12 protein-coding genes and 1 pseudogene are annotated in these 12,923 nt (G+C 72.9%); 8 read left to right on the forward strand and 5 right to left on the reverse strand.

Annotated elements, in window-relative coordinates; all coding sequences use genetic code 11:
- Positions 1-3 precede the first annotated feature (3 nt).
- Together Ae150APs1_RS24940 and Ae150APs1_RS24945 are read left to right on the forward strand one after the other, a co-directional pair.
- On the forward strand, positions 4-1,902 hold the full coding sequence (locus Ae150APs1_RS24940) for a fumarate reductase/succinate dehydrogenase flavoprotein subunit (RefSeq protein ID WP_075300658.1): 1,899 nt from the start codon (positions 4-6) through the stop codon (positions 1,900-1,902).
- Positions 1,899-2,675 (forward strand): succinate dehydrogenase/fumarate reductase iron-sulfur subunit, encoded by a 777-nt coding sequence (locus Ae150APs1_RS24945; protein ID WP_075300660.1) that lies wholly within the window; start codon positions 1,899-1,901, stop codon positions 2,673-2,675. The genes Ae150APs1_RS24940 and Ae150APs1_RS24945 overlap by 4 nt, the downstream gene beginning before the upstream one ends.
- A gap of 305 nt (positions 2,676-2,980) precedes the next feature.
- Here the strand turns inward: Ae150APs1_RS24945 and Ae150APs1_RS24950 are convergent, their stop codons facing one another.
- The gene (locus Ae150APs1_RS24950) at positions 2,981-3,250 is read right to left on the reverse strand and encodes a hypothetical protein (protein ID WP_249266471.1); all 270 of its coding nucleotides are present in this window, start codon (positions 3,248-3,250) and stop codon (positions 2,981-2,983) included.
- 90 nt (positions 3,251-3,340) lie between these two features.
- On the opposite strand from Ae150APs1_RS24950, the gene Ae150APs1_RS24955 reads away from it, so the two are divergent.
- Genes Ae150APs1_RS24955 through Ae150APs1_RS24970 form a run of 4 tightly spaced genes read left to right on the forward strand, consistent with a single transcriptional unit; the run spans position 3,341 to position 7,189 of the window.
- Positions 3,341-4,057, forward strand: a complete 717-nt coding sequence (locus tag Ae150APs1_RS24955; RefSeq protein ID WP_249265953.1) for an alpha/beta hydrolase — start codon at positions 3,341-3,343, stop codon at positions 4,055-4,057.
- Positions 4,058-4,064: 7 nt separating this feature from the next.
- On the forward strand, positions 4,065-4,394 hold the full coding sequence (locus tag Ae150APs1_RS24960) for a hypothetical protein (protein WP_075300662.1): 330 nt from the start codon (positions 4,065-4,067) through the stop codon (positions 4,392-4,394).
- Between the two features lie 45 nt (positions 4,395-4,439).
- Positions 4,440-6,443 (forward strand): S9 family peptidase, encoded by a 2,004-nt coding sequence (locus Ae150APs1_RS24965; RefSeq protein ID WP_249266472.1) that lies wholly within the window; start codon positions 4,440-4,442, stop codon positions 6,441-6,443.
- On the forward strand, positions 6,440-7,189 hold the full coding sequence (locus Ae150APs1_RS24970; protein WP_075300666.1) for an AAA family ATPase: 750 nt from the start codon (positions 6,440-6,442) through the stop codon (positions 7,187-7,189). Before Ae150APs1_RS24965 ends, Ae150APs1_RS24970 begins: the two co-directional genes overlap by 4 nt.
- A gap of 60 nt (positions 7,190-7,249) precedes the next feature.
- Here the strand turns inward: Ae150APs1_RS24970 and Ae150APs1_RS24975 are convergent, their stop codons facing one another.
- From Ae150APs1_RS24975 to Ae150APs1_RS24990, 4 genes and pseudogenes are all read right to left on the reverse strand, one after another.
- On the reverse strand, positions 7,250-8,128 hold the full coding sequence (locus Ae150APs1_RS24975; RefSeq protein WP_075300668.1) for an amino acid ABC transporter permease: 879 nt from the start codon (positions 8,126-8,128) through the stop codon (positions 7,250-7,252).
- Positions 8,129-8,195: 67 nt separating this feature from the next.
- Positions 8,196-8,843 carry an amino acid ABC transporter permease gene (locus tag Ae150APs1_RS24980; RefSeq protein ID WP_075300671.1) on the reverse strand — a complete coding sequence of 216 codons (648 nt, stop codon included), beginning with the start codon at positions 8,841-8,843 and terminating at the stop codon, positions 8,196-8,198.
- Positions 8,844-8,924: 81 nt separating this feature from the next.
- Positions 8,925-9,812, reverse strand: coding sequence for a glutamate ABC transporter substrate-binding protein (locus tag Ae150APs1_RS24985; protein ID WP_075300673.1), 888 nt, complete (start codon positions 9,810-9,812; stop codon positions 8,925-8,927).
- A 109-nt stretch (positions 9,813-9,921) separates the two neighbouring features.
- Positions 9,922-10,651: pseudogene (locus Ae150APs1_RS24990) on the reverse strand (amino acid ABC transporter ATP-binding protein).
- 135 nt (positions 10,652-10,786) lie between these two features.
- On the opposite strand from Ae150APs1_RS24990, the gene Ae150APs1_RS24995 reads away from it, so the two are divergent.
- The gene (locus Ae150APs1_RS24995) at positions 10,787-11,470 is read left to right on the forward strand and encodes a response regulator transcription factor (protein ID WP_075300675.1); all 684 of its coding nucleotides are present in this window, start codon (positions 10,787-10,789) and stop codon (positions 11,468-11,470) included.
- A gap of 17 nt (positions 11,471-11,487) precedes the next feature.
- A complete protein-coding gene (locus Ae150APs1_RS25000) occupies positions 11,488-12,915 on the forward strand; it encodes a HAMP domain-containing sensor histidine kinase (RefSeq protein ID WP_075300677.1) in 1,428 nt (475 codons plus the stop codon).
- The last annotated feature ends 8 nt before the right edge of the window (positions 12,916-12,923 follow it).

Raw genomic sequence — 12,923 nt, forward strand, 5'->3', positions numbered from 1 at the left:
GAGATGTCCGAAGAGATCGAGCGTCACGAGTACGACGTCGTCGTCATCGGGGCCGGTGGTGCCGGCCTGCGGGCGGCGATCGAGGCGCGGCTGCAGGGCAAGCGGACCGCGATCATCTCCAAGTCGCTGTTCGGCAAGGCGCACACCGTGATGGCCGAGGGCGGCTGCGCGGCGTCGATGGGCAACGCCAACCCGAACGACAACTGGCAGGTCCACTTCCGCGACACCATGCGCGGCGGGAAGTTCCTCAACAACTGGCGGATGGCGGAGCTGCACGCCAAGGAGGCCCCGGACCGGGTCTGGGAGCTCGAGACCTACGGCGCGCTGTTCGACCGCACGAAGGACGGCAAGATCAGCCAGCGGAACTTCGGCGGGCACACCTACCCGCGGCTGGCGCACGTCGGGGACCGGACCGGGCTCGAGCTGATCCGCACCCTGCAGCAGAAGGTCGTCTCGCTGCAGCAGGAGGACTTCGCCGAGACCGGCGACTACGAGGCCCGGATCCGGGTCTTCCACGAGTGCACCATCACCGAGCTGTTCACGACCGACGGCGCGATCTCCGGGTGCTTCGGCTGCTTCCGCGACGACGGCCGGTTCGTCCGGTTCGACGCGCCGGCGATCGTGCTGGCGACCGGCGGCGTCGGGAAGAGCTACTCGGTCACGTCGAACTCGTGGGAGTACACCGGCGACGGCCACGCCCTGGCCCTGCGGGCCGGCGCCTCGCTGATCAACATGGAGTTCCTGCAGTTCCACCCCACCGGGATGGTGTGGCCGCCGTCGGTGCGGGGCCTGCTGGTCACCGAGTCGGTCCGCGGCGACGGCGGCGTGCTGCGCAACACCGACGGCGAGCGGTTCATGTTCTCCTACGTCCCGGACGTGTTCAAGGAGCAGTACGCGACCTCCGAGGAGGAGGGCGACCGCTGGTACACCGACCCGGACAACAACCGGCGTCCGCCGGAACTGCTGCCCCGGGACGAGGTCGCCCGGGCGATCAACTCCGAGGTGAAGGCCGGCCGCGGGACCGACCACGGTGGCGTGTTCCTCGACGTCTCCACCCGGCTGAAGCCCGAGGAGATCCTCAAGCGGCTGCCGTCGATGCACCACCAGTTCAAGGAGCTGGCCGACGTCGACATCACGAAGGAGCCGATGGAGGTCGGCCCGACCTGCCACTACGTGATGGGTGGGGTCGAGGTCGAGCCGGACACCGCGATGTCGCGGGTGCCGGGACTGTTCGCGGCCGGTGAGGTCGCCGGCGGGATGCACGGCTCCAACCGGCTCGGCGGGAACTCGCTGTCGGACCTGCTGGTGTTCGGCCGCCGCGCCGGGCTGCACGCCGCACAGCACGCCGACCGCGGCCGGCCCGTCGTCGCGGAGGCCGACGTCGACCGGGCCCTGGACCGCGCGCTGCTGCCGTTCTCCACGGCGACCGAGGGTGGGGAGAACCCGTTCGTCGTGCAGCAGGAGCTGCAGAAGACGATGCACGAGCTCGTCGGGATCATCCGCAAGGGCGACGAGATGGAGATGGCCCTCAAGAAGCTCGAGGACATCGCGACCCGGACCCGGACGGTCTCGGTCGAGGGGCACCGGCAGTTCAACCCGGGCTGGCACCTGGCGCTCGACCTGCGGAACATGCTGCTGGTCTCGCTGTGCGTCGGGAAGGCGGCCCTGGAACGCCAGGAGTCCCGCGGTGGGCACACCCGCGACGACCACCCGGTCATGGACTCGGACTGGCGGCACCTGCTGCTGGTCTGCTCCGCGCTGGGCGAGGACAACGTCGAGCTGACCCGGCAGGAGCAGATCGCGATGCGGTCCGACCTGTTCGACCTGTTCGAGATGGACGAGCTGAAGAAGTACTACACCGGTGACGAGCTGGGCGGTCACCGTGCGGAGGGATCCCAGTGACCAGTACCGAGAAGGGCTCCCACCTGCAGCACTTCCGCGTCTGGCGGGGTGACGACACCAAGGGCGAGCTCGTCGACTACCCGGTCGAGGTGAACGAGGGCGAGGTCGTCCTCGACGTCATCCACCGCCTGCAGGCGACCGAGGCAGGAGATCTCGCCGTCCGCTGGAACTGCAAGGCCGGGAAGTGCGGCTCCTGCTCGGCCGAGATCAACGGCCGGCCGCGGCTGTTGTGCATGACGCGGATGAACACGTTCGACGAGAACGAGGTCGTCACGGTCACGCCGCTGCGGACCTTCCCGGTGATCCGGGACCTGGTGACCGACGTGTCGTTCAACTACACGAAGGCCCGCGAGATCCCGTCGTTCGTGCCACCGGAGGGCGTCGAGCCGGGCGAGTACCGGATGCAGCAGGTCGACGTCGAGCGGAGCCAGGAGTTCCGCAAGTGCATCGAGTGCTACCTGTGCCAGAACACCTGCCACGTGGTCCGCGACCACGAGGAGAACAAGGAGGCGTTCGCCGGGCCGCGGTACCTGATGCGCACCGCCGAGCTCGACATGCACCCGCTCGACGCGCACGGCAACCGCGCGGTCGAGGCGCAGGAGGAGCACGGACTGGGGTTCTGCAACATCACCAAGTGCTGCACCGAGGTCTGCCCCGAGCACATCAAGATCACCGACAACGCGCTGATCCCGATGAAGGAACGGGCGGTCGACCGGAAGTACGACCCGCTGGTCTGGCTGGGGAGCAAGATCTTCCGACGGCCGGGGTCCTGAGAGCTGCCCCGCGGCGCGGCGGGCCGTCGGCCCGTCCGCGTCGCCGCCGTCCGTGTCCCCGTCCGTGTCACCGCCCGCCGGGCGGTGCCGCGGACCAGGGGGTCCGCTGAGATCGCTGCCTGGGGCAGCGAGTTCACCGGACACACACCCGGGGCGGCAGTGGTCGGGGACGGCGCGGGCGAGACCAGTCGGCGGTCACCCGAGCGGCTCGCCCCCCGTCGTCCCGGGGCGGCCGTCACCGCCCGGCGCCGTCGCCACTGCCCGGCGCCGTCGTCGCGGCAGGGCGGCCCGGCGGAGCTCCGGCCTCAGCGCCCCATCGAGCGGCGGATCTCCTCCAGCCGGTCGGCGGCCTTGCGCTCCCGGTCGGCGAAGGCGTCCTCCGCCTCCCGGGCGCGGGTGTCCCCGCCGGCGAGCTCCTCCGCGGCGGCGGCCGTCGCGGCGCGCCCCTCGATCCGGTCGCGCACGAACTCGAAGGTCGGGGCACCGGACTCCGTGTAGTCGCCGACCGGCTCGACGGGGTTGCCGGGCACGTCCGGGTCCGGCACGGCGGGCGGGTTCGGCGTGGGCTCGCTCATCGGCACTCCTGACGGACGGGCCACCGAGCGTACCGGCGGCCCGGCGGCCGCGGCACCGACGAGAAGCAGCACAGACGAGAAGCAGCGCCGATGAGTTCCGGCGCCGGCGCCGGTCGTAGGACCATGACGACGTTCGCGCTGGTGCCCGGGGCCGGGACCGACACCTGGTACTGGGGCCCGCTGATGTGGGAGCTGACCGGCCGGGGACACCGCGCCGTCCCGGTTGACCTGCCCTGCGACGACGACGGCGCCCGCCTGGAGGACTACGCCGACGCCGTCGTCGAGGCGGTGAAGGCCGGGGGTGACGGGGAGCCGGACGACCTGGTCGTCGTCGCGCACTCCTTCGGCGGGTTCACCGCGCCGCTGGTGTGTGACCGCCTCGCCGTGCGCGAGCTGGTGCTGGTGACGGCGATGGTCCCGGCGCCCGGTGAGCCCGCGTCCGGGTGGGGTGCCGCGACCGGGGCCGCCGCCGCGCTGGCGGACCAGGACGCGCGGGACGGCCGGGACCCCGACGACGTCGTCGCCCTGTTCTTCCACGACGTCCCCGACGAGGTCGCCGCCGAGGCGCTGCGCCACGACCGCGACCAGTCGTCGACGGCGTGGGAGCAGCCGTGGCCGCGGGACGGCTGGCCGGACGTCCCGACCCGGTTCCTGCTGTGCCGCGACGACAAGCTGTTCCCGTCGGCGTTCATGCGGACGGTGGTGGCCCGCAGGCTGCGCGGTGTCGTCCCCGAGGCGGTCCCGGGCTCGCACCATCCGATGCTCTCGCACCCCGCGCAGCTGGCCGGGACGCTGCTGGGGCGATGATGCCCGGGTGGCGCGCACGCGGATCCGGGAGCTGGTCGTGGTGCACGACGCGCGCTGCGCCACGTGCTCGCGGATCGCACAGGAGCTGCCGGGCTGCGTGACCGTCCGGGTGCGCGCACGGTCCTGCCGGGAGCCGCGGCTCGCCGAGATCTACCCGAACCTGCCCGCCGCCGTCGCGGGATGCCGGTCACCGGCCGTCGGTGTCGTGCGGACCGACGGGCAGGTCCGCTGGTGGCCGGGCATGCGCGGGGTGCTCGGCATCGCGCCGGTCCTGCGGCCCGGGTCGCTGCCGGTCGCGGTGCGGCTCCTCCGCGAGGCGGTCGCGGTCCGCCGCTGACGGGGGCGTGTCCCGGACCGCCGCCGAGCAACTAGCGTGGGTGCCGTGACGATCTCGGGCTACGGGTCCTGGCCGACACCGGTGACGTCGGAACTGGTGGTGACGGCCGCGGTGCGGCTCGGCGACGTCCGTCCGGACGGCGCCCCCGGTGCGGAGGGCACCGGCGTGATCTGGGCCGAGGGCCGCGCGACCGAGGGCGGGCGCATCCAGCTCGTCCGCCGCACCGACGACGGCACCCGCACCGACCTGCTGCCCGACGGCGCCAACGCGCGCACCGCGGTCCACGAGTACGGCGGCGGCGCCTGGTGGCTGCACGCGGGCAGCCCCGGCGTCGTCTGGTACGTCGAGTGGGCCGACCAGCGGCTGTACCGGCTCGACCGCGGCGCCGCACCGGTGGCGCTGACCCCGGAGCCGGACGTCCCGCGCGGTGACCGCTACGCCGACGGCGACGTCGCGCCCGACGGGTCCTGGCTGGTCGCGGTGCGCGAGCACCACCCGTCCGCGGGCTGCCCCGCCACCGACGTCGTCAACGAGATCGTCCGGCTCGACGCGCGCGAACCGTCCGCGCCGGAGGTCGTCGTGACCGGCCCGGACTTCGTCGCCGCGCCGCGGATCTCCCCGGACGGCGCGACCCTGGCCTGGCTGTCCTGGGACCACCCGTCGATGCCGTGGGACGACGTCGAGCTCACCGTGCGGGACCTCGCGTCCGGGGTGGACGTCGTCGTCGCGGGCGGGCCGGGGGAGTCGGTCACCGAGCCGCAGTGGCAGCCCGACGGCTCGCTCACCTTCCTGTCCGACCGCACCGGCTGGTGGAACCTCTACCGCTGGATGCCCGGCGAGGACATCGAGCCGCTGGTCCGGACCGACTCGGAGATCGGGGTCCCCGGCTGGTCGCTCGGCGGCTCCCGCTACACCCTCCTCGACGACGGCCGGGTCGTGTTCGCGCGGTCGTCGCACGGGTTCGACGCGCTCGCCGTCCGCGAGCTGAACGGGCAGGTCTCCGAGCTCGACACTCCGTTCTCGGCGATCGGGTCGGTGCGTGCCGACGGGCCGCACGCCGTGGTCTGCGTGGCCGGCAGCCCGACGGCGGAGCCGGGCGTGCACCGCGTCGTCCCCGCGCCGACGAGTGCGGGGGAGCCGGGCGCGGCCGGGGTGCAGACGCTGCGGCCGCCGCGGGACCTCGGCCTGCACCCGGAGACGATCTCGGTCCCGGAGCCGATCCAGTTCCTGTCGTCCGACGCCGCGGGCAGCCCGCGCACCGGCTACGCGCTGTACTACCCGCCGCTCGGGATGGGCGACGCCCCCGAGGGCGAGCTCCCGCCGCTGCTCGTCGTCATCCACGGCGGGCCGACCGGGTCGGCGGTGCCGGTGCTCGCCGTCGGCGTGCAGTACTGGACGAGCCGCGGGTTCGGAGTCGTCGACGTCGACTACGGCGGGTCCACCGGGTACGGGCGCGCCTACCGCGAGCAGCTGAAGGGCGCGTGGGGCCTGGTCGACGTCGCCGACTGCCTCGCCGCCGCGCGGACGCTCGCCGACACCGGCCGGGTCGACCCACATCGGATGGCCATCCGCGGCGGGTCCGCGGGCGGGTTCACCACGCTCGCCGCGCTGGCCCGGGAGGACACCCCGTTCTCCGCCGGTGCCGACCACTTCGGCGTCGCCGACCTGGCGGCGCTCGCCGCGGACACCCACAAGTTCGAGTCCCGCTACCTCGACGGTCTCGTCGGCCCCTGGCCCGGCGCCCGCGACGTCTACACCGAGCGCTCCCCGCTCACCCACGTCGACGCGTTCTCCACGCCGCTGATCGTGCTGCAGGGCGACGAGGACGCGATCGTCCCGCCGAACCAGTCCGAGATGATCGTCGACGCGCTGCGCGAGCGCGGGGTCCCGGTCGCCTACCTGCTCTTCGCCGGGGAGCAGCACGGCTTCCGGAAGGCGGAGAACATCCGCCGGGCGCTCGACGCGGAGCTCGCCTTCTACGGGCGGGTGTTCGGGTTCGGCCTGCCCCCCGAGGAAGGCACCGAGCCGGTGGAGATCGAGAACCTGTGACCGCGGGGGCGCGCGGGGGCCACTTCGTCGCCCGGGTGTCGCTCGCCCCGGACGCCCCGGCCGACGGCTACCCGTTCGACCTGCCCGCCGTCCGGTGGCTGCGCGAGCACGGCGCCCTGCCGCTGTACCCCGGCGTCACGTTCCTCGTCGGCGAGAACGGGTCCGGCAAGTCGACCCTGGTCGAGGCGCTCGCCGTCGCGATCGGTCTGAACCCGGAGGGCGGGTCACGCTCGTTCCGGTTCGCGACCCGCGGCAGCGAGTCCGACCTCGGGGCACACCTGAGGGTCGCGCGGCGCCCGGGACGGGAACGGACCAGCTTCTTCCTGCGCGCCGAGTCGTACTACAACGTGGCGACCGAGGTGGAGCGACTCGACCGGGCGGGCGGGCCGCCGCTCCTACCGGCCTACGGCGGGTCCGGCCACGAGCGGTCCCACGGCGAGTCGTTCGTCGCCCTGCTCAACCACCGCTTCGGCCCGCGCGGGCTCTACCTGCTCGACGAGCCGGAGGCCGCGCTCTCGCTGACGGGCGCGCTCGCCGTCCTGCGCCGGATGACCGACCTGACCGGGCAGGGCAGCCAGTTCGTCGTCGCGACGCACTCACCGGTGCTGCTCGCCCTGCCCGGCGCGACGATCCTGGAGATCGGCGACGACGGTGCGATCCGGAAGGTCGGCTACGACGACGCCGCGCCGGTGGTGCTCACCCGCGGGTTCCTCGCCGACCCGGACGCGTTCCTGCGGCACCTGTAGACGCCGACGAGCCCCGGGGACGCGGGGTCCCCGGGGCTCGTCGGACGGAGGCTGTCCGGCTCAGGTGATGCCGCCCGCGCCCGCCGGCATCGCCGGCGCGGCCTGGTCCGGACCCTGGGTGCTCGTCGCCCGCGGTCCGCGGGCGAGCCGCTTCTCCACCAGCCGGGAGAAACCGGTCAGGATCAGGCACAGTCCGATGTAGATGACCGCGATGACGATCGCGACCGGGAGGATCGGAGCACCGAGCTGGTTCTGGCTGCCGAGGAAACGCGCCTGGTAGAGCAGCTCCGGGTAGAGGATGATGAACCCGAGCGCGGTGTCCTTCAGGACCACCACGAGCTGCGACAGGATCGTCGGCAGCATCGACCGGAACGCCTGCGGGAGCAGCACGTTCGTCATCACCTGGGTCTTGCGCAGCCCGAGCGCGTAGGCGGCCTCCCGCTGCCCGCGCGGCACCGCGTTGACGCCGGCCCGGAAGACCTCGGCCAGCACCGACCCGTTGTAGAGCATCAGGCCGAGCACCACGGCCCAGAAGGCGTCGATGTCGATGCCGAGGCCCTGCGAGAGCCCGAAGTACAGGATGAAGATCAGGACCAGCAGCGGGATGGCACGGAAGAACTCGACGATCGCCGTCGCCGGTCCGCTGACCCACCGGTGGTCGGACAGCCTGCCGCCCGCGAACACGGCCCCGAACACCAGGGAGAGCACCGCGGCGACGAGGAACGCGCTGACGGTCGCCCACAGGGCACCCAGCAGGATGTACTGGATGTTGACGTAGGTGATCCACTCCCACAGGCGCGGGGAGAACTGACCGGCGTCGTAGAACCGCCACAGGACGAACGCGACGATCGCGACGACGGCGGCGACGCCGACGACGCCGAGCGCCCGGTTCCGCCGGACCGCGGCCGGTCCGGGCACGTCGTAGAGGACGCTGCTCATGTCGCCTCCCCGGTGGGACGGACGTCGGCGGGCATGGTCGGTGCACCTCCGGTGCGTGTCACGGCGGTCACCGGGCGACCCCCCACCGCGCGTCGAGGCGGCGCTGCAACAGGGTCAGCGGCGCGACCAGGATGATGAAGAACAGCGCCACCCAGAGCAGGCCGACCAGCACGTTGTACCCCCGCTCGGACAGGACGCTGTACACGTTGCCCATGTTGAACACCGCGAAGCCGGACGCGATGGTCGTGTTCTTCAGCAGGGCGATCTGGACGTTCGTCATCGGGGGCACCACGGCGCGGACGGCCTGCGGCAGGACGACCTGGCCGAGCGTCTGGGTGAAGGTGAACCCGAGCGCGCGGGCCGCCTCGGCCTGGCCGACGGGGACCGTGTTGATCCCCGAGCGGACGACCTCGCAGACGAAGGCCGCCGTGTAGAGGGTCAGACCGATGCAGGCGAGGGTGAAGAACGGGAGCTCCACCAGCTCCAGGCGCGGGTAGGCGAAGGCGAAGAAGAACAGGACCAGGGTGAGTGGCGTGTTCCGCATGACCGTCACGTACGCGGACCCGAAGCTGCGCAGCGCCGGGACCGGGCTGACCCGCAGGCCCGCGACGAGGGTGCCCAGCAGCAGCGACCCGATCGCCGCGATGACGAACAGTCCTACCGTGCCGACGAGCCCGCGCCAGTACACGTCGATGTTGTCCAGCAGGACGTCCACCGCGGTGTTCTCCTTCCTTGCTCGCCCGCCCCGGCCGGGCGTGCGGTGACGGGGTCACCGCACGCCCGGGGAGCGGGTGGGTCAGTAACGCTCGATCTGCGGCGGGTCGGCCGGGGTGCCCGACTTGCCCAGGGTGTCGTCGTAGATCGTCTTCCAGGTGCCGTCGTCGATCGCGGTCTGCAGCAGGTCGTTGACCTTGGTGCGGAACGCCGTGTCGTTGAGCGGCACGCCGATGCCGTAGGGCTCCTCGGAGAAGGTCTCGCCGACGACCTTCAGCTGCTCCGGGTTCTGCGAGGCGTAGCCGAGCAGGATCGCGTCGTCGGTGGTGACGGCGTCGACCTGGCCGTTGATCAGCTGGTCGACACACTGGGTGTAGGTCTGGAACTCGACGATGCTGGTGGTGAGGTTCTGGTCCCGGACCCGCTGGATCGGGGTCGAACCGGTGACCGAGCAGACCGTCTTGCCCTGCAGGGTCTGCGGCCCGGTGATCTCGTTCTCGTCGGCGCGGACCAGCAGGCCCTGGCCCGCGGTGTAGTACGGGCCGGCGAACCCGACGCGCTGCTTGCGCTTGTCGTTGATCGTGTAGGTGCCGACGTAGTAGTCGACCTCGCCGCGCTCGATGACGTCCTCGCGGGCCGCGGACGGGACGACCTTCCAGTCGATCTGGTCCGGCGCGAAGCCGAGCCCGCCGGCGACCATCTTCGCGACGTCGATGTCGAAGCCGGAGAACTCACCGGTGGTCGCGTCACGGAAGCCGAGGCCGGGCTGGTCGTCCTTCACACCGACGACGACGCGGCCGCGCTGCTGCATCGCCTGGAAGGTCGGCGAGCCCTCGACGGTCACGTTCTGCGCGACGGCCGGCTCGTAGCCGGACCCCGCGGCGCCGGGCGAGCCCTCCTGGCCACAGCCGGCCAGTGCCAGGGCGGCGGCCATGGCGGCCGCCACCAGGATCCGGGTTCTCTTCATCATGATCTCCGCTCGTGAACGGGTGGTGGGACGGGTGCCGCGGGTGCGGCGGAACGGTGCTCCGGTGACCGGCGGCCGGGGAGCCGCTGCCGGTCGGGGGCCGGACCTCGGCTCAGTGGCTGAGGATCTTGCCCAGGAAGTCCTTCGCGCGGTCGCTGCGCGGGTGGGTGAATGAAGTCGTCCGGTGTGGAGTCCTCGACGATCTCGCCGTCGCTCATGAACACCACCCGGTGCGCGGCCCGGCGGGCGAAGCCCATCTCGTGGGTCACGACGACCATCGTCATGCCCTCGGAGGCCAGCGACGTCATCGTGTCCAGGACCTCGTTGACCATCTCCGGGTCCAGTGCGGAGGTGGGCTCGTCGAAGAGCATGACCTTCGGCTTCATCGCCAGCGCGCGGGCGATCGCGGCGCGCTGCTGCTGCCCGCCGGAGAGCTGGGCCGGGTACTTGTCGCGCTGGTTCGCGATACCGACGCGCTCCAGCAGGGCCAGGCCGGTCTTCTCCGCCTCGGCCTTCGACACCCCGCGGACCTTGATCGGCGCGAGCGTGACGTTCTCGAGGATCGTCTTGTGCGCGAACAGGTTGAACGACTGGAACACCATTCCGACGTCGGCCCGGAGCGCGGCGAGCGCCTTGCCCTCGGCCGCGAGGGGAGTCCCGTCGATCTCGATCGTCCCGGTGTCGATGGGCTCCAGCCGGTTGATCGTCCGGCAGAGTGTCGACTTGCCGGAACCGGACGGGCCGAGGACGACGACGACCTCACCCCGCGCGACCTCGAGCTCGATGTCGCGGAGGACGTGGAGGTCGCCGAAGTGCTTCTGCACCCCGGTCATCCGGACCATGGGGGTGCGGGACTCGGGCGTGCTGGTCATGCTGCCTCCGGACATGGCGAGAGCCTGGACGGAACGGACACCGCAGTCCACCACCTTGAGGAAGCCTTAGGGTCTCGGCCACGTAACGGAAGGGGCGGTGCGCGGGTGCACATCCTGCTCATCGAGGACGACGACAGGGTCGCGGCCGCGCTGCGTCCGGCGCTGCACCGGCACGGGATGACCACGACCCGGCTCGACCACGGCCGCGGGGTGGTCGACCACCTCGACGGGGTCGACGTCGTCCTGCTCGATCTCGGGCTGCCCGACGCCGACGGCCTCGACGTCTGCCGTGAGATCCGGGCGGTCAGCGAGGTGCCGGTCCTCATGGTGACCGCCCGCGGCGAGGTGACCGACCGGATCGCGGGCCTGCACACCGGCGCCGACGACTACCTGGTGAAGCCCTACGACATCGGCGAGCTCGTCGCCCGCGTGCACGCGGTGCAGCGCCGCCGCAAGGTGCGCGACGACGGCACCGCGGCCCCGGCGGGTGCGGCGCCGGTGGCGGTGGGGGACGTCCGCATCGACCCGGAGCGACACGCCGTCACGGTCGCCGGTGAGGAGGTCGTGCTCACCCGCAAGGAGTTCCAGGTGCTCGCGCTGCTCGCCCGCGCCGACGGCGCCGTCTGCACCCGGGCGCAGATCGTCGCCGAGGTGTGGGGGCGCGGCTGGGCCGGTGCGAACCGGACGCTGGACGTGCACGTCGCGACCCTGCGCGCCAAGCTCGGGCGGCCCGAGCTGATCCGCACCGTCCGGGGCGTCGGGTACCGCTTCGCCGCCACCGAGGACTAGGCGACCGGGGGAGCGGGATGCGGAGCCGGTTGCTGCTGGTCGTCCTGGTGCTCGTCGGGCTGCTCGCCGCCGGGCTCGGGGTGCCGCTCGCGCTCACCGACGCCCAGCGCAGCCAGGAGGAGGTCTTCACCGACCGGCTGACCGACACGATCTCGTTCGCCTCCGCCGCGCAGCGGCCGCTGATCGAGTCCCCGGACGGCCGGTCCGCGACGACGGCGTTCACCGCCGAGATCACCCGCTACGACGAGGTGTACGACGTCGCCGTCGCCGTGTTCGACCGGTCCGGCGCGCTGCTCGCCGCCTCCCGCCCCGCGGAACGGCTGCCGGAGCTCGCCGGCGACCCGGCCGCCCGGTTGCAGGTCGCGCTGGCCGGCCGCCGCTCGGCCACCGAGCCGCTGCTGATGCCGTGGGACGACCGGCCGATCGTGCTGGCCGAACCCGTCCTGGTCGACGGCGAGGTGGTCGGCGCCGCGATGACGGTCTCGCCGACCGACGCGCTGCGCTCGGCCGAGCTGCGCACCTGGTCGGTGATCACCGGCGCGGCGCTGCTGGCGCTGCTCGCCGGGACCCTCGTGGCGCTGCCGCTCACCGCGTGGATCCTGCGCCCGGTCCGGCGGCTCGACGAGGCGATGGGCCGGGTCGGGACCGCGGTCGTCGCGGGCGGCCCGCCCGGTCCGCCGATCCGCCGCAGCGGACCGCCGGAGCTGCGGTCGCTGTCCGGGTCGTTCGACCGGATGACCGAGACCGTCCGGGAGGCGATCGCCGCGCAGCGCGCCTTCGTCGCCGACGCCTCGCACCAGCTCCGCAACCCGCTCACCGCTCTCCGCCTGCGCCTGTCCAACCTGGACGGCCGGGTCGATCCGGGCGCGGCCGACGAGCACCTCGCCGCGATGGAGGAGGCCGAGCGGCTGTCCGGTGTGCTGGACGGGCTGCTCGCGCTGGCCCGGGCGGAGCGGACGGTCGAGACGGGTGCGGAGGCCGCCGGGACCGAGCTCGACGACGTCGTCGACGACCGGGTGGAGAACTGGCAGCCGCTGGCCGAGCACAACGGGGTGGAGCTGCGGCGCAGCGGGCCGCGGGGGATGCGGGCCCGGATCGGCACGGCCGGGCTGGAGGGGGTGCTCGACGCGGTGCTCGACAACGCGCTCAAGTACACCCCGCGGGGCCGCCGGATCCGGGTCGCGACGCTGCGGGTCGCGGGCCGGGTCGGGGTCAGCGTCGTCGACGGCGGGCCCGGCATGCCGGACGAGGATCGTGCCCGGGCCACCGACCGGTTCTGGCGCGCGCCCGGCCAGACCAACGTGGAGGGCAGCGGGCTGGGACTGGCGATCGCCGCCCGGACGGCGGCGGCGGTCGGCGGGACGCTGGCCCTCGACCCGGCACCGGGCGGCGGCCTGCGCGTCACGCTGTGGCTCGATCCGGTCCCGGAGCACCCGGATCCGTGACCGCGGCG

It is taken from the genome of Pseudonocardia sp. Ae150A_Ps1 (assembly GCF_001932315.1).
Classification (GTDB): domain Bacteria; phylum Actinomycetota; class Actinomycetes; order Mycobacteriales; family Pseudonocardiaceae; genus Pseudonocardia.

Coding starts and splice junctions, on each gene's coding strand:
- Ae150APs1_RS24940 (WP_075300658.1), top strand. CDS start 4: ATGTCCGAAGAGATCGAGCGTCACGAGTACGACGTCGTCGTCATCGGG.
- Ae150APs1_RS24950 (WP_249266471.1), bottom strand. CDS start 3,250: ATGAGCGAGCCCACGCCGAACCCGCCCGCCGTGCCGGACCCGGACGTG.
- Ae150APs1_RS24955 (WP_249265953.1), top strand. CDS start 3,341: ATGAGTTCCGGCGCCGGCGCCGGTCGTAGGACCATGACGACGTTCGCG.
- Ae150APs1_RS24975 (WP_075300668.1), bottom strand. CDS start 8,128: ATGAGCAGCGTCCTCTACGACGTGCCCGGACCGGCCGCGGTCCGGCGG.
- Ae150APs1_RS24985 (WP_075300673.1), bottom strand. CDS start 9,812: ATGATGAAGAGAACCCGGATCCTGGTGGCGGCCGCCATGGCCGCCGCC.
- Ae150APs1_RS25000 (WP_075300677.1), top strand. CDS start 11,488: ATGCGGAGCCGGTTGCTGCTGGTCGTCCTGGTGCTCGTCGGGCTGCTC.